We start from the raw sequence: 18,404 nt of genomic DNA, 5'->3' as shown, positions 1-18,404 counted from the left end.
AACCGCCGCCCAACCACCCCACTGAGGATGCGCCCAGCCCCTGCCCGGCACCTCGATCCGAAGCTTCCACACGGCCGCCGACCCCGTGTCAAGGCACGCTTTCCCGCCTTGACACGGGGTCAGCGGCCGTAGTCACACTCGAGCTTCGGGGTGCCTACGCCACGCAACACGCCCCCGCGCAGGACCGCATCAGCACCACAGACCAACCGCACCCACCCCCGCCCAGAACCGCCCTCACACCACGCCCCACAACACCCCAACTCCACCCAGGTAAACTCGCCGCCGTCTTTCTGGTGTGGGGTGGGAAGGAAACACAACACCATGGCCCAAGAAGCGGCACCGGTCGAAACGCTCGAGTTCCAGTCCGAGGCGCGCCAGCTACTGCAGCTGATGATCCACTCGATCTACTCGAACAAGGACATCTTCCTGCGCGAGCTGGTCTCCAACGCCTCCGACGCGCTCGACAAGCTGCGCCTGGAGACCTACCGGGACAAGGACCTCGAAGCCGACACCTCCGACCTCCACGTCGAGATCGCGATCGACAAGGACGCGCGCACGATCACGGTCACCGACAACGGCATCGGGATGAGCCGGGACGACGTGGTGAACCTGATCGGCACCATCGCGAAGTCCGGGACCGCCGAGTTCCTGCGCAAGATGAAGGAATCCCAGGAGGGCCAGGACCTCATCGGGCAGTTCGGCGTGGGCTTCTACTCGAGCTTCATGGTCGCCGACAAGGTCACGCTGACCACGCGCAAGGCGGGCTCCGACGAGGGCGTGCGCTGGGAGTCCGAGGGCGAGGGCACTTACACGATCGAGCCGGTGGCCGACGCGCCGCAGGGCACGGCCGTCACGCTGCACCTCAAGCCGGCCGACGACGAGGACAACCTCTTCGACTACGCGTCGGAGTGGAAGGTCCGCGAGATCGTCAAGAAGTACTCCGACTTCATCACCTGGCCGGTCCGCATGGCCGGCTCCGACGGCGAGCAGGAGACCGTCAACTCGCAGAAGGCGCTGTGGGCCCGCCCCACCTCCGAGGTCTCCGACGAGGAGTACCAGGAGTTCTACAAGCACCTCAGCCACGACTGGAACGACGCGCTCGAAACCGTCCGCATGCAGGCGGAGGGCACGTTCGAGTACCAGGCGCTCCTGTTCGTCCCGTCGCACGCGCCGATGGACCTGTTCATGCGCGACGCGAAGCGCGGCGTGCAGCTGTACGTCAAGCGCGTCTTCATCATGGACGACTGCGAAGCGCTGATGCCGAACTACCTGCGCTTCATCAAGGGTGTCGTCGACGCGCAGGACCTCTCGCTCAACGTGTCGCGCGAGATCCTGCAGCAGGACCGGCAGATCCGGGCCATCCGGCGCCGTCTCGAGAAGAAGGTCCTGGCCACGATCAAGGCGATGGACGCCGACAAGTACGCCACGTTCTGGCGGGAATTCGGCCGCGCCGTCAAGGAAGGCCTGCTCGACGACCCGGAGAACCGCGAGCAGATCCTCGAGATCTCGTCGTTCGCGTCCACGAACCACGCCGAGAAGCCGACCCGCCTGCGCGAGTACGTCGAGCGCATGAAGGACGGCCAGGAGCACATCTACTACCTCACCGGCGAATCGCGCACCACGATCGAGCACTCGCCGCACCTGGAAGCGTTCCGCGCCAAGGGTTACGAGGTCCTGATCCTGACCGACCCCGTCGACGAGATGTGGGTCGACGCGGTGAGCGGCTTCGACGGCAAGACCTTCCAGTCCGTGGCCAAGGGTGAGGTCGACCTCGGCGACGAGACCACCGACGAGCAGAAGTCCGAGTACGCCGACCTGCTCACGTGGATGTCGGCGACGCTGGAGGACACCGTCAAGGAGGTCCGCCTCTCCTCGCGCCTGACGACCTCGCCCTCGTGCATCGTCGGCGATTCGGGCGACATGACGCCGACGCTCGAGAAGATGTACCGCGCCATGGGCCAGGAGCTGCCGCAGATCAAGCGGGTGCTGGAGCTCAACCCGGAGCACCCGCTCGTCGCGGGCCTGCGCGAGGCGTTCGCGAAGAACCCGGCGGACACCTCGCTCGCCGAGACCGCGGAGCTGTTGCACGGCATGGCCCTGCTGGCCGAGGGCGGCGAGCTGGCCGACCCGGGCCGGTTCCTCAAGCTGGTCGCCGACCGGGCCGCCAAGGCACTCTGAACCGCGTGACGCGCCGGGCGGCCCGCCCGGCGCGTCACGGCTCGGAGACCAGCGCCAGGTACACGTCCACCTGCGCCACGAAGTCCGCCAGGTCCACGCCCAGCAGCTCGGCGGCCCGCCCGATGCGGTAGCGCAGCGTGTTCACGTGGATGTGCAGCGCTTTCGCCGCGCGCGTGGGCGAGCCGGAGCACTCCAGGAACACGCGGACGGTGTGCACGAGATCCGAGTGCTGCTCGGCGTCGTAGTCGAGCAGCGGCCCGAGCAGCCGTCGCCGCAACGCGGCCCGCAGATCGGTGGACGTCCCGGCGAGCAACAGCTGGTGCACGCCCACGTCCGCGGCCGGCACGACCACCACACCGCCGTCCCGGTCCGCGGCGAGCGACAACGCGTGCCGCGCCACCTCGAACGCTCCGCGCGACTCCGCCGTGGGCACGGCATCGCTGACGCCGGCGAGGATCCGCGTCGCCCGCAGCAAAGGCTCCACTGTGGACAGCGCGGCCACGGCGTCGGCCGCCCAGCCGGCCGGCCACGAACCGTCGTCGGCGACCAGGGCCAGCGCCACCGAGGGGTCCCGGTTCGCCGTCGGCGTGACCGGTTTTTCCGTGGTGGCCAGGAGTTCGGCCAGCACGTCGCCGGCTTCGTCGCTGTCGAGCGTGCGCAGCGCGACCGCGCGGACGGCCCCGCCGAGCGGTGCCGGGGCCGGCCGGGACCGGGCGCGCGCCAGGCCCACCAGCCCGGCCAGCTCTTCGGCCAGCTCCGTCTGCGCCGTGCTGAGCGGGCCGTCCACGGCGAGCAGCCACGGCACCGGGTGGCGGCCCTCGACCGGCAGCACCGTCAGCCCACCCGCGGCCGTCGGCCGGGCCCGGGCCGCGGCGAACTGCCGCACGGGCACCGCGGCCGGCACCGGCAGCGGCGCCGTCCCGGCCACGACGCGCGGCACCCCGGAGACGACCCAGCACGCGGCGCCGAGCTCGCCGGCCGCCCGCGCCAGCAGTTCGGAAAGCGGCGCGTCCTCCGCGGCGGCGGTGAGCAAGCGTTTGCGCGCCCCGTCCGCGGCCGCAGCCAGCGCGAGGACCACTCGCTCCGTGACCACGGCGAACGACAGGTCGGGCGGCACTTCCAGCAACGCGACCCCGTGCCGGGCGCAGGCGTCGACCAGGTCCTCCGGGATCCCGCCGGCGTCGGCGCCCGAAGCGGCCAGCGCGGCCGCCCCGCCCGTGGCCAGCGCCGCCACGAACGCCTCCGCGTCGCCCGGCGCGCGCCACCACAGCAGCCCGGACAGCACGAGCTCACCCGCCGTCAGGTAGCGGCCGGGATCGGGCAGCTCGGTCACGTAGATGCGCGTGACCGGACGGTCGAGCAGCTCCTCGCGCGTGCTCGGGTGCGGGCGCAGGCCGGGCAGGCCCAGCAGAGTTTTCACGGTGGTCATCAGGCTTGTAGGAAAGCACAAACGGGTGGTCTTCCGCTGCCGCGGCTTTCATGGCGAGGCACCGTTGCCCACCGGGGCGCGTTCGGCGTGTACTGGGGCATCCGCCCGAGAAGAGGAGCCCGAGCGTGGACTTCCTGCGACCCGCGAGCCTCGCCGAGGCACTGGCCGTGAAGGCCGAACGCCCCGACGCGGTCCCGATCGCCGGTGGCACCGACGTGATGGTGGAGCTCAACTTCGACCACCGGCGCCCGGCCGCGCTGCTCGACCTCACCGGGGTCCCCGAGCTGGCGCGGTGGTCCACTTCGGACGGCACCGTCCGGCTCGGCGCGACCGTGTCCTATTCCCGCGTGATCACCGAGCTGGGTGAAACGTTGCCGGGGCTGGCGATGGCCTCGCGCACCGTCGGCTCGCCGCAGATCCGCAACCGCGGCACGGTCGGCGGCAACCTCGGTGCCGCGTCACCCGCCGGCGACACGCACCCGGTGCTGCTTTCGCTCGGTGCGGACGTGGAACTCGCGTCCGTCCGGGGGAACCGGCTGGTGCCGGCGGAGGAGTTCTACCTCGGCGTGAAGCGCCACGCGCTGGAGCCCGACGAGCTGATCACCGCCGTCCACCTGCCGGCGAACGCCGGTCCGCAGCAGTTCGCGAAGGTCGGGACGCGCAACGCGATGGTGATCGCCGTCTGCTCCTTCGCCCTGAGCCTGCACCCGGACCGGCTGGCGGCGGGCGCCGCCGTCGGCTCGGCCGCGCCGACGCCGCGCCGGGCCCGTGAAGCCGAGGAGTTCCTCGCTACCGAGCTGCCGTGGGCCGAGCCCGCGCCGCTGGCCGACTCGCTGAAGCGGCGCTTCGGTGGGCTCGTCGCGGCAGCCGCGGCACCGATCGACGACGTCCGCGGCAGCGCGGACTACCGCAGACACGCACTGGCCGTGCTCGCGCGGCGCACGCTGACCTGGGCCTGGGACGAACACCGGGGGAGTGAGCGCACGTGCGCGTGAACGTGACCGTCAACGGCGAACCGCGCCAGGCCGACGACGTCTGGGAGGGCGAGAGCCTGCTGTACGTGCTGCGCGAGCGACTCGGCCTGCCGGGCTCGAAGAACGCTTGTGAACAGGGCGAATGCGGCTCCTGCACCGTGTACCTCGAGGGCGTGCCGGTGTGCTCGTGCCTCGTCGCGGCCGGGCAGGTCGAGGGCCGCGAGGTGCGCACCGTCGAAGGCCTCGCCGACGGAGGCACGCTCGACCCGGTGCAGCAGTCCTTCGTGGACCACGGCGCCGTGCAGTGCGGTTTCTGCACACCGGGGCTCGTCGTCGCGGCGCACGACCTGCTCAACCGCGTCGCGCAGCCCAGCGACGAGGAGATCCGCGAGGCGCTGGCCGGGAACCTGTGCCGCTGCACGGGGTACGAGAAGATCCTCGACGCCGTCCGCGCGGCCGCCGCGGCGAAGGGCGGTGTCGCGTGAGGACAGTCGTCGAGCGCGGTGCCATCGCCACCGTGACCGGGCCCGAGTACGCGTCGGGCTACGTGCTCGTGGACAACGGCCGCATCGCCGAGGTCGGCGAGGGCGAGTTCACCGGCGACGCCGAGGAGCACGTCGACGCGTCGGGCTGCCTCGTCACGCCCGGTCTGGTCAACACCCACCACCACCTCTACCAGTGGGCCACGCGCGGGATGGCCGCCGACCACACGCTGTTCCAGTGGCTCGTCGCGCTCTACCCGGTGTGGGGCCGGCTCGACGCGGAGCTCACCCACGCCGCCGGCACCGCCGGACTGGCGCGGCTGGCGCTCACCGGCTGCACGACCGCGGCCGACCACCACTACGTCTTCCCGCGCGACGGCGGCGACCAGGTGGAGGCGCTCGTCGCCGCGCGGCAGCGGATCGGCGTGCGGCTGCACCTCGTGCGCGGCTCGATGGACCGCGGCGAATCCGACGGCGGGCTGCCACCGGACCACCTCGTCGAGACCACCGAAGACGCCCTGCTCGGCACCGAGGCCGCCATCGACCGGTTCCACGACTCGTCGCCCGACGCGCACCTGCGGATCGCCGTGGGCCCGTGCTCGCCGTTCTCCGTTTCGGAACGGCTCATGACCGGCGCGGCCGAGCTGGCGCGGCGCAAGGGCGTCCGCCTGCACACGCACCTGGCCGAGACGCTCGACGAGGAACGCCAGTGCCTCGCCGAGGTCGGCTGCACCCCGGCCGAGTACGCGGACAAACTCGGCTGGCTCGCCGACGACGTCTGGCTCGCGCACACGATCCACCTCGCGCCCGAGGCGATCCGCCGCTTCGGCGCGACCCGCACGGGCTCGGCGCACTGCCCGACGTCCAACGGCCGGCTCGGCGCGGGCATCGCGCCGGTGCGCGACCTGTTCGACGCCGGCGCGCCCGTGGGCCTCGGCGTCGACGGGGCCGCGTCGAGCGAGTCCGGCGGGCTGGGCGAGGAGCTGCACCAGGCGTTGCTGCAGGCGCGCCAGCGTGGCGGCCCGACCGCGCTGACCACCCGCGAAGCCCTGTGGCTCGCCACGATGGGCGGCGCCCAGTGCCTCGGTCGCGCCGGGGAGCTCGGCTCGCTGGAGATCGGCAAGCTCGGTGACCTCGCCGTGTGGGACCTGACGGGCCTCGCGCACGCGGGCATCGCCGACCCGGTCGCCGCGCTGGTGCTGGGCGCGACGCCGCCGTTGGCCCGGCTGCTCGTCGGCGGCCGCACGGTCGTCGAGAACCGCGTGCTGCGCGAAGAGGACGAGTCCGTCATCGCCCGCGACCTGGCCACCGCGAGCGCGCGGCTGCGGGAGGACCGATGACCACCACGACTACGCAGGCCACCGGCATCGCGAACGGCGTCGGCGCCGACGCCCCGCGCCCGGACGGCACGGTGAAGGTCCGCGGCGAGTTCGCGTACTCGTCGGACCTGTGGCACGAGGACATGCTGTGGGGCGCGACGCTGCGCAGCCCGCACCCGTACGCGCGGATCACGAGCATCGACATCGCCGAAGCCCTTGCGGTGCCAGGGGTCTACGCCGTGCTGACGCACGAGGACGTGCCCGGTGTCAACCGCTACGGGCTGGAGCACGCCGACCAGCCGGTGCTCGCCGACGACGTCGTGCGGTACCAGGGCGAGCCGGTCGCCCTCGTCGCCGCGGACCACCCGGAGACGGCGCGGCGCGCGATGAAGCGCATCAAGGTCACCTACGAGGAGCTGGAGCCGGTCACCAGCTCCGAGGCGGCCGTGCGCGGTTCGGGCCCGGCGCTGCACCCGGACGGCAACGTCGTGCGGCACGTGCGCATCCGGCGCGGCGCTCAGGACGCTACGGCCGACGTCGTGGTGACGGGCGTCTACGAGGTCGGTATGCAGGACCAGGCCTTCCTCGGCCCCGAGTCGGGGCTCGCGGTGCCGGACACCGAGGGCGGCGTGGACCTGTACGTCGCGACGCAGTGGCTGCACGTGGACCAGCAGCAGATCGTCGCGGCGCTGGGCCTGCCCCTGGAGAAGGTGCGGCTGACGCTCGGGGGCGTCGGCGGCGCGTTCGGCGGGCGGGAGGACCTGTCGATGCAGGTGCACGCGTGCCTTCTCGCGCTGCACACCGGCAAGCCGGTGAAGATGGTCTACAACCGCGAAGAATCCTTCTACGGCCACGTGCACCGCCACCCGGCCAAGATGTACTACGAGCACGGCGCGACTTCCGACGGCCGGCTCGTGTACGTCCGCGCCCGGCTGTTCCTCGACGGCGGCGCGTACGCGTCGTCCACCGGCGCGGTGGTGGCCAACGCGGCGACCCTCGGCGTCGGTCCGTACACAGTGGACAGCGTGGCCATCGACTGCTGGGGCGCCTACACCAACAACCCGCCGTGCGGCGCGATGCGCGGTTTCGGCGCGGTGCAAGCCGCGTTCGGGTACGAGTCGCAGATGGACAAACTGGCCGCGGCGTGCGGGCTCGACCCCGTCGAGCTCCGGATCCGCAACGCGATGAGCGAGGGCGCGGTGATGCCGACCGGGCAGGTCGTGGACTCGGCCGCGCCCGTCGCGGAGCTGCTGGAACGCTTGCGCGCCAAGCCGTTGCCCGCGGCCCGCGAGTTCGACCTGCGGCACCTGCCGGGCGGCGTGTCCAACACCACGCACGGCGAAGGCGTGGTGCGCGGTGTCGGGTACGCCGTGGGGATCAAGAACATCTGCTTCTCCGAAGGCTTCGACGACTACTCGACGGCCCGCGTGCGCCTGCAGCTCGTCGGCGGCGAACCCGCCGCCACCGTGCACACCGCGGCGTGCGAGGTCGGGCAGGGGCTCGTGACGATCATGCAGCAGATCGTGCGCACGGAGCTGGGGGTCGAGCAGGTGATCGTGCTGCCCATGGACACCTCCATCGGCAACGGCGGTTCGACGTCGGCCTCGCGCCAGAGCTACGTGACCGGGGGCTCCGTGCAGGCCGCGTGCGCCGCGGTCCGCGCGCGGCTCGTCGAGCACGCCGGGCTGCCACCCACGAGCCGCGTGGTGGGCGGCAAACTCGTGGCGACCGACGGAGTGGTGCTCGCGGACCTGGTGTCGGTCCTGGCGTCGGACACGTTCGACGAAACGGTCGAATGGCGCCACCGCCCCACCTTTCCCCTCGACGACTCGGGTCAGGGCACCGCCCACGTGCAGTACGGCTTCGCCGCCCACCGCGCCGTGGTCGACGTGGACGTCGAGCTGGGCCTGGTGAAGGTCGTGGCCCTGGACTGCGCCCAGGACGTCGGGCGCGCCCTGAACCCGCAGGCCGTCCTCGGCCAGATCCAGGGCGGGTCCGCGCAGGGCCTCGGCCTGGCCGTGATGGAGGAGATCCAGGTGGGAAAGGGCCGCGTCCGCAACCCCTCCTTCACCGACTACCTCATCCCCACGGTCCTCGACATGCCCCCGATGTCCATCGACGTGCTGGAACGTCCCGATCCCCACGCCCCGTACGGCCTCCGCGGCGTCGGCGAACCCCCGACGATCTCGTCCACGCCCGCCATCGTCGCCGCGATCCGCGCCGCCACAGGCCTGGCCCTCGCCCGGGTACCGGTCCGGCCCGAACACCTGACGGGCACGTGAAGATCATCGATGTCCCGCGCCACGGCGCCGCCGCGTTGGGCGATGGCTTGGCGGTCGCGACGCACACCGTGGCCCGCTGGACTCGTTCTTCCACCGCCGCGGGCCCGCCGGCAACAGGCGGGGCCCGGGCGCACGTCGAGGTGCTGCGCCGCCTCGGCGGCCACCTCACGCGCGCGTTCCTCGGCGGCCGGTTCACGGCGGACGACGGGACCGAGACCCGGTTCGAGGTCGGTGTTTCCGGTTTCGACACGCTGGACCACGGGGATGCGCCGACCTTCCGGGGCGCTTTGGTGTCCCGGCCGCTCATCATCGGGCTTCCGGCCGATCTCGCGCCGGGCGCGCTCGCCGGTTTGGCCGGCGGCCCTCCGTTGCCACCTGGCACGTTGACGGTCGACCAGGCGGCGTTCGACCTGATGTACTCGTCGGCTCCCGCGTTCGCCCAGGCTGGGGCCGCTCTGCGGGCCGCGCTCGGTGCGGCCGTGGCTGGCGCCGATCCGGAGAGCGCCGTGTGCGCGGTGGTGGCCGGTTGGTGACTGGCGAGCTGGCGGGTGCCGGGACACCGTGGTTGAGTCGGGGCGGCGGACGTCCGACCCGGATGGGGGCAGACCATGGCCGAACGCGGAAACGACCGGCTTTTCAACCCGCTCACCACCAAAGGCACCGCCTTCACCCGGGCCGAGCGGCGCGAACTCGGTCTGCTCGGGTTGCTGCCGCTGGCGGAGAAGACGATCGGGGAGCAGGTCGCGCACACCTACGGGGAGATGTCGCGCCAGCGGGAGGACCTGGACAAGCACGTGTTCCTCCGCGGGCTCCAGGACCGCAACGAAACGCTCTTCTACCGGCTTCTCAGCGAGCACGTCGAGGAGATGCTCCCGATCGTCTACACGCCCACCGTCGGGGAGGCGTGCCAGCGGTTCAGCGAGATCTACCGGCGCCCGCGCGGCCTGTACGTCTCCTACCCGGACCGCGAGCACCTGCGTGAGGTGCTGCGGAACCGGCCGAGGCGCGACGTGGACGTCATCGTGGTCACCGACGGCCAGCGGATCCTCGGGCTGGGTGACCAGGGCATCGGTGGCATGGGCATCCCCATCGGGAAGCTGTCCCTGTACACGCTGATCGGCGGGATCGACCCGGCGCGCACGTTGCCGATCGTGCTGGACGTGGGCACCGACAACGTCGAGCGGCTGGAGGATCCGCAGTACCTGGGATGGCGGCACCGGCGCATCGGCGACGACGACTACTACGCGTTCGTGGACGACTTCGTCGCGGCCGTGCACGCGGAGCTGCCCGAGGTCCTCCTGCAGTGGGAGGACTTCGCCACCGCGCACGCCGAGCCGATCCTCACGCGCTACCGCGATCGCCTGCTGACCTTCAACGACGACATCCAGGGCACCGCGGCCGTCGCGCTCGGGGCGTTGCACGGGGCGGCGAAGGTGGCCGGACGGCCGGTCTCCCAGACGAACGTGGTGATGCTCGGCGCCGGCTCGGCGGGCATCGGCGTGCTGGAGATGATCCGCCAGGAGATGGTCGAGCAGGGCCTGTCCGACGCCGAGGCCGCCGAGCGCATCTGGGTGGTCGACATCCACGGCCTGCTCACCGACGACCGCAGCGACCTGTCCGAGAGCCAGCGCCGCTTCGCTCAGCCGGCGGCGCGCGCCCACGGCTGGAGCGGCACGCAGCTGGCCGACGTCGTCCACCACGTCGACGTCGGCGTGCTCCTGGGCCTTTCGACGGCAGCCGGCGCGTTCACCGAGGGCATCGTGCGGGAGCTCGCGGCCAAGACCGACCGGCCGATCATCTTCCCGCTGTCCAACCCCACCAGCCGCGCGGAGGCGCACCCGCACGAGCTGGACGAGTGGACCGACGGCCGCGCCCTCGTCGCCACCGGCTCACCGTTCGCGCCCATCGAACGCGACGGGAGGCTGCGCCGCGTCGCGCAGTGCAACAACGTGTACATCTTCCCGGCGATCGGCCTGGCCGTCACCGCCGCGCGCGCCACCCGCGTGACCGACGCGATGATGCGCGTCGCCGCCAAAACGCTCGGCGACGCGTCCCCCGCGCTGGCCGATCCGGCCGAACCACTGCTGCCGGCCTGGGAGGACGTGCCGGAGGTCGCCACCCGGATCGCCACGGCCGTCGCCGGACAGGCCGTCAGGGACGGGGTGGCGCCGGCGAACGACGACCTTTCCGAGACGGTCAGGAAAGCCCGCTGGACGCCGGACTACCGCTAGCGCTTCTTCCCGTCCTGCCCGAGCTCGGCCAGAATCCGGCGGGCGACGTCGACCACCGCGGCGCCCGCCACGGCCATCGGCTCCGGCGAACGCATCGACCGCGCCAGCACGAACGCACCCTCCAGGCTCGTGATGAGCGCGATCGTCAGCACCCGCGCCTGCTCCGGCGGCAGGTCGAACGCGCCGAACTTCTCCGTTGCCGCGTCGATCCAGGCGGTGAACACGTCGGCCGTCGCCTGGCGCAGCGGCTCGCTCGTCGTGGCCACCTCGAGGGCCACCGTGGCGATGGGGCAGCCCTCGACGTAATCGGTGTCCAGCAGGGTGGTCACCCCGGCCGCGAAGAACGCCTCGATGCCGCTGACGACGTCGGGCGCGGGCGCGATGAAGAGGTCGAACAGCTGGATGTACTCCATGCCCGAGGTGCGGATGACCTCTTCACCGAGCTGCTCCTTGCCGCCGGGGAAGAAGTGGTACAGCGAGCCGAAGGGCGCGCCGGCCTTCTCGACGATCTGCTTCACGCCCGTACCGGTGTAACCACCGCGGCGGAAGAGCTCCGCGCCCGCCGCCAGGATGCGGTCCTTCGTGCCTGTCACGGCACCGAGCTTAGCTCCGTCGCGGTAGAGCGTTCTATCAACCGTTCGCCGAACACCAGGTTCAGCACCACGGCCGTGACGCAGCCCGCGCTGATGCCGGAGTTCAGCACCACCTGCAGCGCCACCGGGAAACCCGAGTAGAAACCCGGCACCGCGATCGGGATCAGCCCGACGCCGAGCGACGCGGCGACGATCGCGACGTTGCCCGGGTGGTCGAACGACGCCTTCGCCAGCGTCCGCACGCCGCTCACCGCGACGCTGCCGAACAGCACCAGCCCGGCGCCGCCGAGCACGGGCTGCGGCACGAGCGCGACGACGCCGCCCGTCACCGGGAACGCGCCGAGCACCACCAGCACCACGCCGCTGGCCGCGACCACGTACCGGCTGACCATCCGCGTGAGCGAGACGAGCCCGATGTTCTGCGCGAACGCCGTGCACGCGAAGCCGCCGAAGATCGTGCTGACGGCCGTCGCGAGCCCGTCGGCGCGCAGGCCGTCGGCCAGCGTCCGGCTCGTGGTCGGGCGTCCGACGATCTCGCCCAGCGCCAGCAGGTCCGCTGTGCTCTCCGCCATCACCACGAGCATCACGATGAGCATCGACACGATCGCGGCGACGTCGAACACCGGCGCCCCGAAGTGGAACGGCGTGACGATGCCGAACACCGGCGCCTGCTTCAGTGTCGACGTGTCGACTTCGCCCAGCGGCCACGCGAGCAACGTGCCGGTGACGAGGCCCAGCAGCAGCGCGATCCGGCTCCAGAACCCGGACAGGAACCGCGTGAACACGAGCACCGCGACGAGCGTGACGCCCGCCAGCAGCAGGCCCGACGGCCGCGCCGCCGGCTTCTGCGACGACACCCACTGCACGGCCACCGGCAGCAGGGACACGCCGATCAGCGTGATCACCGTGCCCGTCACCACTGGCGGGAAGAAGCGCGTGAGCTTCGAGAAGAACGGCGCGAACAGCACCACGAACACGCCGCCGGCGAGCGTCGCGCCGTAAACGACACCCAGCGCGTTGCCGGCGTGCTGCTGGGCGATGGACAGGATCGGGGCCACCGCGGCGAAGGTGACGCCGTTGACCAGGGGCAGCCGGGCGCCGAAGCGCCACACGCCCAGCGTCTGCAGGAGCGTGGCGAGCCCCGCGGTGAACAGCGAAGCGCTGATCAGCAGGCTCAGCTGCCCGGGGGAGAGGCCGACGGCGGCGCCGATCACGAGCGGCGGGGCGACCACCCCGGCGTACATCGCGGCCACGTGCTGGATGCCGCCGAGCGCCAGCTGCGGCCAGGGAGGCCGCGCATCGACGGGGTGACGAGGATCTTCGGTGGTACTCGTGCCTGACATGCGCAGCTCCCGATCGGGGGATGAGGGGCTTGCCGATCCGGCCGAAAGAAGGTGGACACCAACGGGACTTCACGACGGGTGGCAACGGTTTCCGCGGTGGCTGTGGCCGGATGGGCAACCGCAGAGTTACAGCACGGCGTCGGTCCAGGCCGGGCCGGGCTCTTCGGCGTCGTCGCGGACCACGGTGCCTTCGATGAGGCCGTAGGGGCGATCCGCCGCGTAGAACACCTCGCCTGAGTTCTCGAGGCCGAACGGGCTGAGGTCGACGAGGAAGTGGTGTTTGTTCGGCAGGGAAAGCCGGACCTCGGCGACCTCCTGCTGCGCGAGCAGCACGGCCTCACCCATCGCGTACAGGGTCTGCTGCAGCGAAAGGCTGTGTTTCGTCGCGAACGTCTCGAGCATCGTCCGCTTGATCTCCCGGTGGCTCTTGGCCCAGTCGATGCCGGTGCCCTGGTAGCGCCAGCGCGCCGTGAGGGCGGTGGCGAGGATCCGGTCGTCGGTCTCGGCGAGGGTCGTGTACTCGTCGCGCGGGAAGCCGTGGAACTCCGAACCGCCGGACTTCAGCACCACGAGACCGTCCACACCGGACACCACGCGGACGAGATCTTCGCGCACCGTCACGGTCGTGGTGCGGGTCTCGTCGCCGGAGCGGCTGAACGCGTGGTCGTGCGGCGAGCCGGCCACGGGGATGCGGTCCCACGCGTGTTCGGCGATCGTGACGCGCGCGGTGTGGATCTTCTCCTGCGTGGCCACGAAGTGCCGGCCCAGCCGCAGCGCGAAGTCCTCGATCTCACCGACGTCTTGCTGCTTGGCGAACGCGTACACGGTGTTCTTCTGCGTGTCGGTGGCCAGCACGGCGTGGTTGTCGCCGGTGAGGTGCGTGGCTTCGAGGTCGCCGCGCAGCGCGGTCGACACGGTGAGGTCGCGCAGGTGGTGCACCGGCCCGTCGCGGCGGACGGTGACCAGGCGGACCTCCGCCTTGCCGTACTGGTTCGGGCCCAGTGAGATTCCCACCGTCAGCTCCCCCGGTAGGTCGAGTAGGCGAACGGGCTCAGCAGCACCGGCACGTGGTGGTGCGAGGTGCCGTCGGTGATGCGGAACGTGATGGTCACGTCGGGGAAGAACGCTTCGGGCCCGAGGTAGGTGCCGGTGTCGAAGACCAGCCGGTAGACGCCGGGCTCAAGCGTGCCGGGGCCGAGGTCCCGGACGCGGCCGTCGGCGTCGGTGACGCCCTCGGCCACCGGCGTGCCGTCCCCGCGCTCGAACCGCACCGCGATCCCGGCGGCGGGTTTGCCCGCAGCCGTGTCGAGGACGTGGGTGGTCACCAAGCTCATGCGCGCACCTCGCCGGCGCTCGGCGCCACGGGCGCCGTGGTGGCTGATTCGCTCATGCGCTCACTGCTTTCCGCAGGCGTAGCCCGGCGATCTTCGCCAGTTCCGCGCCCGCCACGTCGAGTTCGGTCTCCGGGTCGTTGGCCAGCCGTGACCGCAGGTTCGCCAGCAGCTCCGCGCCGCTGCGGCCACCGGCGCACACGAGGAACACGTGGCCGAAGCGCCGCTCGTACTCGGCGTTGGCCGCGGCGAACTCGGCCGCGTTGTCCACACCGGACTGTTCGGACTTCGACCAGCTCGCGTCGACGCCCGTGCCCTTCGGTTTTTCCCCGATCCGCGGGTGGGCGGCGATGGCGGCGAGCACCTCGTCGCGGCGCAGGGGAGTGGCCGCTTCGGATGCGGCGAGCACCGCGTCGACGTGGGCGTAGGGGCGGCCGGCGAGCAGCGCGTCGACCCAGCGCGGCACGGCCAGGCACGCCGTCAGCGCGGGCCGGACCTCGGCGGCGTCGGCGGAGTTGAACTCGGCGAGTGCGAGTGGCACGGGATCTCCTCGCGGCGGGGGAGCTGGTGCCTGCCGACGGTACGGCGCCCTCGCCCGGCCGTCAACATTTTGTTGAAAGCGCTGGTCAGTCGGGTTCCCGGTTGAGGTAGTTGTAGACGGTGAAGCGCGTGACCCCCAGCGCCTCGGCCACCGCGGACACCGATTTCCGCAGGCTGAACGCCCCGCGTTCGCGCAGGAGCCGCACCGCCCGCTGCTTGGCGGGGCGGTCGAGGTCGCCGAGTTTCGCGCCCAGCTCGCGCTCGACGTCGGCGATCAGCCGGGCCAGCGCGCTGTTGAGCTCGACGGGCGGGGTCGGCGCGGGTTCGTCGGTGCGCCGGAGCTGGAGCGTCACGCGCGTGGCGCCGCCTTCGAGCGCCGCTCGCGCGATGGCGGGGAGCGCGGCCACGAGGTCGTCGGCCGAACCGCGGGCGAGCGTGCCGAGCGGGCCGAAGTCGGTGTCGAGCCCGGCTTCGCGAGCCGCGTCGCGCGCGCGGACGGCGTGCTCCGGCGGGGCGCCCTCGCCCTGGAACGGTTCGCTCGTGAACTCGGCTTCTAGCTCCACCCGGTGACCGTAACGTGGAGGGTGAGGCGTTGACGAGGCGAGAGCCGCGTGGTTAATCTCGGTTCGCGAAACGAACTTTCCGTACTGTGAAACAACCTGCGGTCGGCGCTGTGCCGGCTTTCGTGGGGAGAGGAGTGTGCCCGCAGATGGATCTCGTGGTGCGCGCCGCCCGGGCGGTGACGGCGGCCGGGGTCGGCCCGGCGACGGTGGGCGTCGACGGCGGCCGGATCGTCGCCGTGGAGCCATCGGTCGTCGACCTGCCGGCCGACCGCGTCGTCGAACTCGCCGCCGACGAGGTGCTGCTGCCGGGGCTGGTGGACACCCACGTCCACGTGAACGACCCCGGTCGCGCCGAGTGGGAGGGGTTCGAAACCGCCACGCGCGCGGCCGCGGCCGGTGGCGTCACGACCATCGTGGACATGCCGCTCAACAGCCTGCCGCCGACGGTCGACGTCGCCGCGCTCGAGGTGAAGCGCAAAGCGGCGACCGGACGCACCCACGTGGACGTCGGCTTCTGGGGCGGCGCGATCCCGGGCAACCTCGCCGATCTGCGACCGCTGCACGAAGCCGGGGTCTTCGGGTTCAAGTGCTTCCTGCTGCACTCCGGCGTCGACGAGTTCCCGCCGCTCGACGCCGAAGGGCTCGAGACCGCGATGCGCGAGCTGGCGACGTTCGACGCGCAGCTGATCGTGCACGCCGAGGACTCCGAGGCCATCGACGCCGCACCCGACCCGCACGGTGAGAAGTACGCCGACTTCCTCGGCTCCCGCCCGCGCGGCGCCGAGAACCTGGCCATCACGCACGTCATCGAATCCGCCCGGCGCACCGGGGTTCGCGCGCACGTGCTGCACCTGTCCTCTTCGGACGCGCTGCCGCTCATCGCGAGCGCGCGCCGCGAAGGCGTGGCGCTGTCGGTGGAAACGTGCCCGCACTACCTGAGCTTCGTCGCGGAGGAGATCCTCGACGGCGCCACCCAGTTCAAGTGCTGCCCGCCCATCCGCGAGGCCGCGAACCGCGAACTGCTGTGGCAGGGCCTCGCCGACGGCGTGATCGACACGATCGTGAGCGACCACTCGCCGTGCACGCCGGAGCTCAAGCGCTTCGACACCGGCGACTTCGGCCTCGCGTGGGGCGGCATCGCGAGTCTGCAGCTGGGCCTGCCCGCCGTGTGGACGCAGGCGCGCCGGCGCGGCTTCACGCTCGCCGACGTCGTGCGGTGGATGGCCGAACGGCCGGCCGCGCAGGTGGGTATGACCCGCAAGGGCCGGCTCGCGGTGGGCTGCGACGCGGACTTCGCCGTCTTCGCGCCCGATGAGGCCTTCGTGGTCGACGTCGCGAAGCTGAAGCACCGCAACCCGGTGAGCGCCTACGACCAGCGTCCGCTCGCCGGGGTCGTGCGCGGTACCTGGCTGCGCGGCGAACCGGTGACCGGCGCGGAACCGCGCGGTGAGCTGTTGACGAGGGGGACCTGCTAGAGATGGAGGAGCACGTGTCGCACGACCGTCCCGAGTGGACAGCCCAGCCGGACCTCGCCTCCCGTGCGTTCGGCGGAACGGTGATGTGGGCGACCGACGAGCTGTTCGCGGAGAAGGAGAACCTCGTCAACCCCTGGCGCCCGGCGCACCGCGCGGAGACGTTCGGGCCGAAGGGGCAGGTCTACGACGGGTGGGAGACGCGCCGGCACCGCGAGCCGGGTGACGACCAGGCCGTGCTGCGCCTCGGCGCCGCCGGCGTGGTGTCCGGCGTCGTGGTGGATACGGCCTTCTTCAAGGGCAATTACCCGCCGTTCGTGTCCGTGGAAGCGGTGTCGGTGCCCGGTTACCCGAGCGCGGCCGAACTGTCCGAAGTGGACTGGGAAGTGCTCGTGGACCACGAGCCGGCGGTCGGCGACGCCGAGAACTTCTTCAAGGTCTCCTCGCCGCGCCGGTTCACCCACGTGCGGCTCACCCAGCACCCCGACGGCGGGGTGGCCCGCTTGCGCGTGCACGGCTCGCCCGTCCCGGACCCCGGGCTGCTGGACCCGCGTTCGCTCGACCTGGCCGCGCTGGTCAACGGCGGCGTCGTGACGGGTTGCAGCAACATGTTCTACTCGTCGCCGAACAACCTGTTCTCGCCCGGTCTCGCCGCGCACCAGGCCGAGGGCTGGGAGACCGCGCGCCGCCGCGACGACGGCAACGACTGGGTGACGGTGCGCCTCGCCGGCGCCGGGATCGTCCGGTTCGCGGAGCTCGACACGAGCAACCTCAAGGGCAACTCGCCCGGCTGGGCGGCGGTGTCCGGCCGGCTCGACGACGGTGACTGGCAGCCGCTGCTGCCGCGCACCCGGCTGCAACCGGACACGCGGCACCGCTTCGCGCTGGAGGAGGGGCCGCAGATCACCGAGGCGAGGCTCGACATCTACCCCGACGGCGGCATGGCCCGGCTGCGCCTCTACGGCGAGCTGACGAAACGCGGCCGCGAGGCCGTGACCACCAGGTTCGCCGAGACGACCGCCTAGGAGTTGGCGCCCGGCCGGTTGAGGTAGATCGAGGCGCACGACAGCAGGGTGCCGACCGCGAAGATCGCCCCCAGCCACCACGGCCCGCCGATCACGAGGTTCCACACGAACCCCGCCAGCATGAGCACGGCGGCGAGGGCGTTCCGGACTTGCAGCGGGGTCGGCTTGGCCATGCGGCCAGCCTCTCACGCCGCTGATCAGGGGTTCGATGCAGGACCGGCGTTGCCCGGAAGGCCCCGCCGGCCGTGGTCCATCGGGCGTGGAACCGGTTGCCCAAGCGGATGCAGCCGTTCGCCGCTCACGGCCCTCTCGCCTGGCGCGTGGACGCTGAAGTCGCTTGGTGAGTGGCGCGAGATCAGTTGGCTGCGCGGCACTCCGGCCTGAGCGGAGCCCTCCGGCGCGCAGTTCGGTGACATCGTCCGTGCTCTCGTGACTTCGCCGAACTGGGCGTGAATTTGCGACCTGCGCGGGACGTTTCGGCCGGGTGGCACAGCGGCCAGGCCGCGCTAACCGGGCGGACCCAGCGCTCGCCGCTCGCGGAACCGATCACCGACGGCACCGGAGCTGAACGACTGCGGTCGCTGGCGCGGCATCAGTCGGCTGCTCGGCGCTGCGGCCCGCCCTGCGCGTGCGCGATCGCGA

General features: G+C 71.9%; 17 protein-coding genes. 9 read left to right on the top strand and 8 right to left on the bottom strand.

What is annotated here, in order from left to right:
* Window positions 1-321: 321 nt before the first annotated feature.
* Window positions 322-2,178 carry a molecular chaperone HtpG gene (gene htpG / locus ACIA77_RS18955; protein WP_395887187.1) on the top strand — a complete coding sequence of 619 codons (1,857 nt, stop codon included), beginning with the start codon at window positions 322-324 and terminating at the stop codon, window positions 2,176-2,178.
* Window positions 2,179-2,212: 34 nt separating this feature from the next.
* Here the strand turns inward: htpG and ACIA77_RS18950 are convergent, their stop codons facing one another.
* The gene (locus ACIA77_RS18950) at window positions 2,213-3,607 is read right to left on the bottom strand and encodes a helix-turn-helix domain-containing protein (protein ID WP_395887186.1); all 1,395 of its coding nucleotides are present in this window, start codon (window positions 3,605-3,607) and stop codon (window positions 2,213-2,215) included.
* 125 nt (window positions 3,608-3,732) lie between these two features.
* Between ACIA77_RS18950 and ACIA77_RS18945 the strand changes: the two genes are divergently transcribed.
* The 6 genes from ACIA77_RS18945 (at window position 3,733) to ACIA77_RS18920 (ending at window position 10,895) form a co-directional block, all read left to right on the top strand.
* A complete protein-coding gene (locus tag ACIA77_RS18945) occupies window positions 3,733-4,602 on the top strand; it encodes an FAD binding domain-containing protein (protein ID WP_395887185.1) in 870 nt (289 codons plus the stop codon).
* Window positions 4,593-5,066, top strand: coding sequence for a (2Fe-2S)-binding protein (locus ACIA77_RS18940; protein ID WP_395887184.1), 474 nt, complete (start codon window positions 4,593-4,595; stop codon window positions 5,064-5,066). Before ACIA77_RS18945 ends, ACIA77_RS18940 begins: the two co-directional genes overlap by 10 nt.
* The gene (locus ACIA77_RS18935; RefSeq protein ID WP_395887183.1) at window positions 5,063-6,403 is read left to right on the top strand and encodes an 8-oxoguanine deaminase; all 1,341 of its coding nucleotides are present in this window, start codon (window positions 5,063-5,065) and stop codon (window positions 6,401-6,403) included. The genes ACIA77_RS18940 and ACIA77_RS18935 overlap by 4 nt, the downstream gene beginning before the upstream one ends.
* Window positions 6,400-8,664 carry a xanthine dehydrogenase subunit D gene (gene pucD, locus ACIA77_RS18930; protein ID WP_395887182.1) on the top strand — a complete coding sequence of 755 codons (2,265 nt, stop codon included), beginning with the start codon at window positions 6,400-6,402 and terminating at the stop codon, window positions 8,662-8,664. The genes ACIA77_RS18935 and pucD overlap by 4 nt, the downstream gene beginning before the upstream one ends.
* Window positions 8,661-9,197, top strand: coding sequence for a hypothetical protein (locus ACIA77_RS18925; protein WP_395887181.1), 537 nt, complete (start codon window positions 8,661-8,663; stop codon window positions 9,195-9,197). Before pucD ends, ACIA77_RS18925 begins: the two co-directional genes overlap by 4 nt.
* Window positions 9,198-9,272: 75 nt before the next feature.
* Window positions 9,273-10,895 (top strand): NAD-dependent malic enzyme, encoded by a 1,623-nt coding sequence (locus tag ACIA77_RS18920; RefSeq protein WP_395887180.1) that lies wholly within the window; start codon window positions 9,273-9,275, stop codon window positions 10,893-10,895.
* On the opposite strand, the gene ACIA77_RS18915 is transcribed toward ACIA77_RS18920, so the two are convergent.
* From ACIA77_RS18915 to ACIA77_RS18890, 6 genes are all read right to left on the bottom strand, one after another.
* Complete coding sequence (locus ACIA77_RS18915; RefSeq protein WP_395887179.1) at window positions 10,892-11,488, bottom strand: TetR/AcrR family transcriptional regulator; 597 nt, start codon at window positions 11,486-11,488, stop codon at window positions 10,892-10,894. The two genes, ACIA77_RS18920 and ACIA77_RS18915, sit on opposite strands and share 4 nt — an antisense overlap.
* Window positions 11,485-12,831: a nucleobase:cation symporter-2 family protein gene (locus ACIA77_RS18910; protein WP_395887178.1), complete on the bottom strand. Its 1,347-nt coding sequence runs from the start codon at window positions 12,829-12,831 to the stop codon at window positions 11,485-11,487. The genes ACIA77_RS18915 and ACIA77_RS18910 overlap by 4 nt, the downstream gene beginning before the upstream one ends.
* A gap of 126 nt (window positions 12,832-12,957) precedes the next feature.
* Window positions 12,958-13,845 carry a factor-independent urate hydroxylase gene (gene pucL / locus ACIA77_RS18905; RefSeq protein ID WP_395887177.1) on the bottom strand — a complete coding sequence of 296 codons (888 nt, stop codon included), beginning with the start codon at window positions 13,843-13,845 and terminating at the stop codon, window positions 12,958-12,960.
* A 2-nt stretch (window positions 13,846-13,847) separates the two neighbouring features.
* Complete coding sequence (gene uraH / locus ACIA77_RS18900) at window positions 13,848-14,165, bottom strand: hydroxyisourate hydrolase (protein ID WP_395887176.1); 318 nt, start codon at window positions 14,163-14,165, stop codon at window positions 13,848-13,850.
* A 52-nt stretch (window positions 14,166-14,217) separates the two neighbouring features.
* The gene (uraD, locus tag ACIA77_RS18895; protein WP_395887175.1) at window positions 14,218-14,703 is read right to left on the bottom strand and encodes a 2-oxo-4-hydroxy-4-carboxy-5-ureidoimidazoline decarboxylase; all 486 of its coding nucleotides are present in this window, start codon (window positions 14,701-14,703) and stop codon (window positions 14,218-14,220) included.
* Window positions 14,704-14,788: 85 nt separating this feature from the next.
* Window positions 14,789-15,265, bottom strand: a complete 477-nt coding sequence (locus ACIA77_RS18890) for a helix-turn-helix domain-containing protein (RefSeq protein WP_395887174.1) — start codon at window positions 15,263-15,265, stop codon at window positions 14,789-14,791.
* Window positions 15,266-15,411: 146 nt separating this feature from the next.
* Here ACIA77_RS18890 and allB point away from each other — a divergent pair, with 146 nt between their 5' ends.
* Window positions 15,412-16,740 carry an allantoinase AllB gene (gene allB / locus ACIA77_RS18885; RefSeq protein WP_395887173.1) on the top strand — a complete coding sequence of 443 codons (1,329 nt, stop codon included), beginning with the start codon at window positions 15,412-15,414 and terminating at the stop codon, window positions 16,738-16,740.
* A 2-nt stretch (window positions 16,741-16,742) separates the two neighbouring features.
* The gene (gene alc / locus ACIA77_RS18880) at window positions 16,743-17,762 is read left to right on the top strand and encodes an allantoicase (RefSeq protein ID WP_395887172.1); all 1,020 of its coding nucleotides are present in this window, start codon (window positions 16,743-16,745) and stop codon (window positions 17,760-17,762) included.
* On the opposite strand, the gene ACIA77_RS18875 is transcribed toward alc, so the two are convergent.
* Window positions 17,759-17,935 carry a hypothetical protein gene (locus tag ACIA77_RS18875; RefSeq protein ID WP_204090689.1) on the bottom strand — a complete coding sequence of 59 codons (177 nt, stop codon included), beginning with the start codon at window positions 17,933-17,935 and terminating at the stop codon, window positions 17,759-17,761. The two genes, alc and ACIA77_RS18875, sit on opposite strands and share 4 nt — an antisense overlap.
* Window positions 17,936-18,404: the final 469 nt, after the last annotated feature.

This window comes from Amycolatopsis sp. NPDC051903 (genome assembly GCF_044452505.1).
In the GTDB taxonomy this organism is placed as follows: Bacteria; Actinomycetota; Actinomycetes; order Mycobacteriales; family Pseudonocardiaceae; genus Amycolatopsis.
The sequence above is the reverse complement of the archived record's forward strand: the minus strand, read 5'-3'. Positions and strand labels throughout refer to the sequence as shown.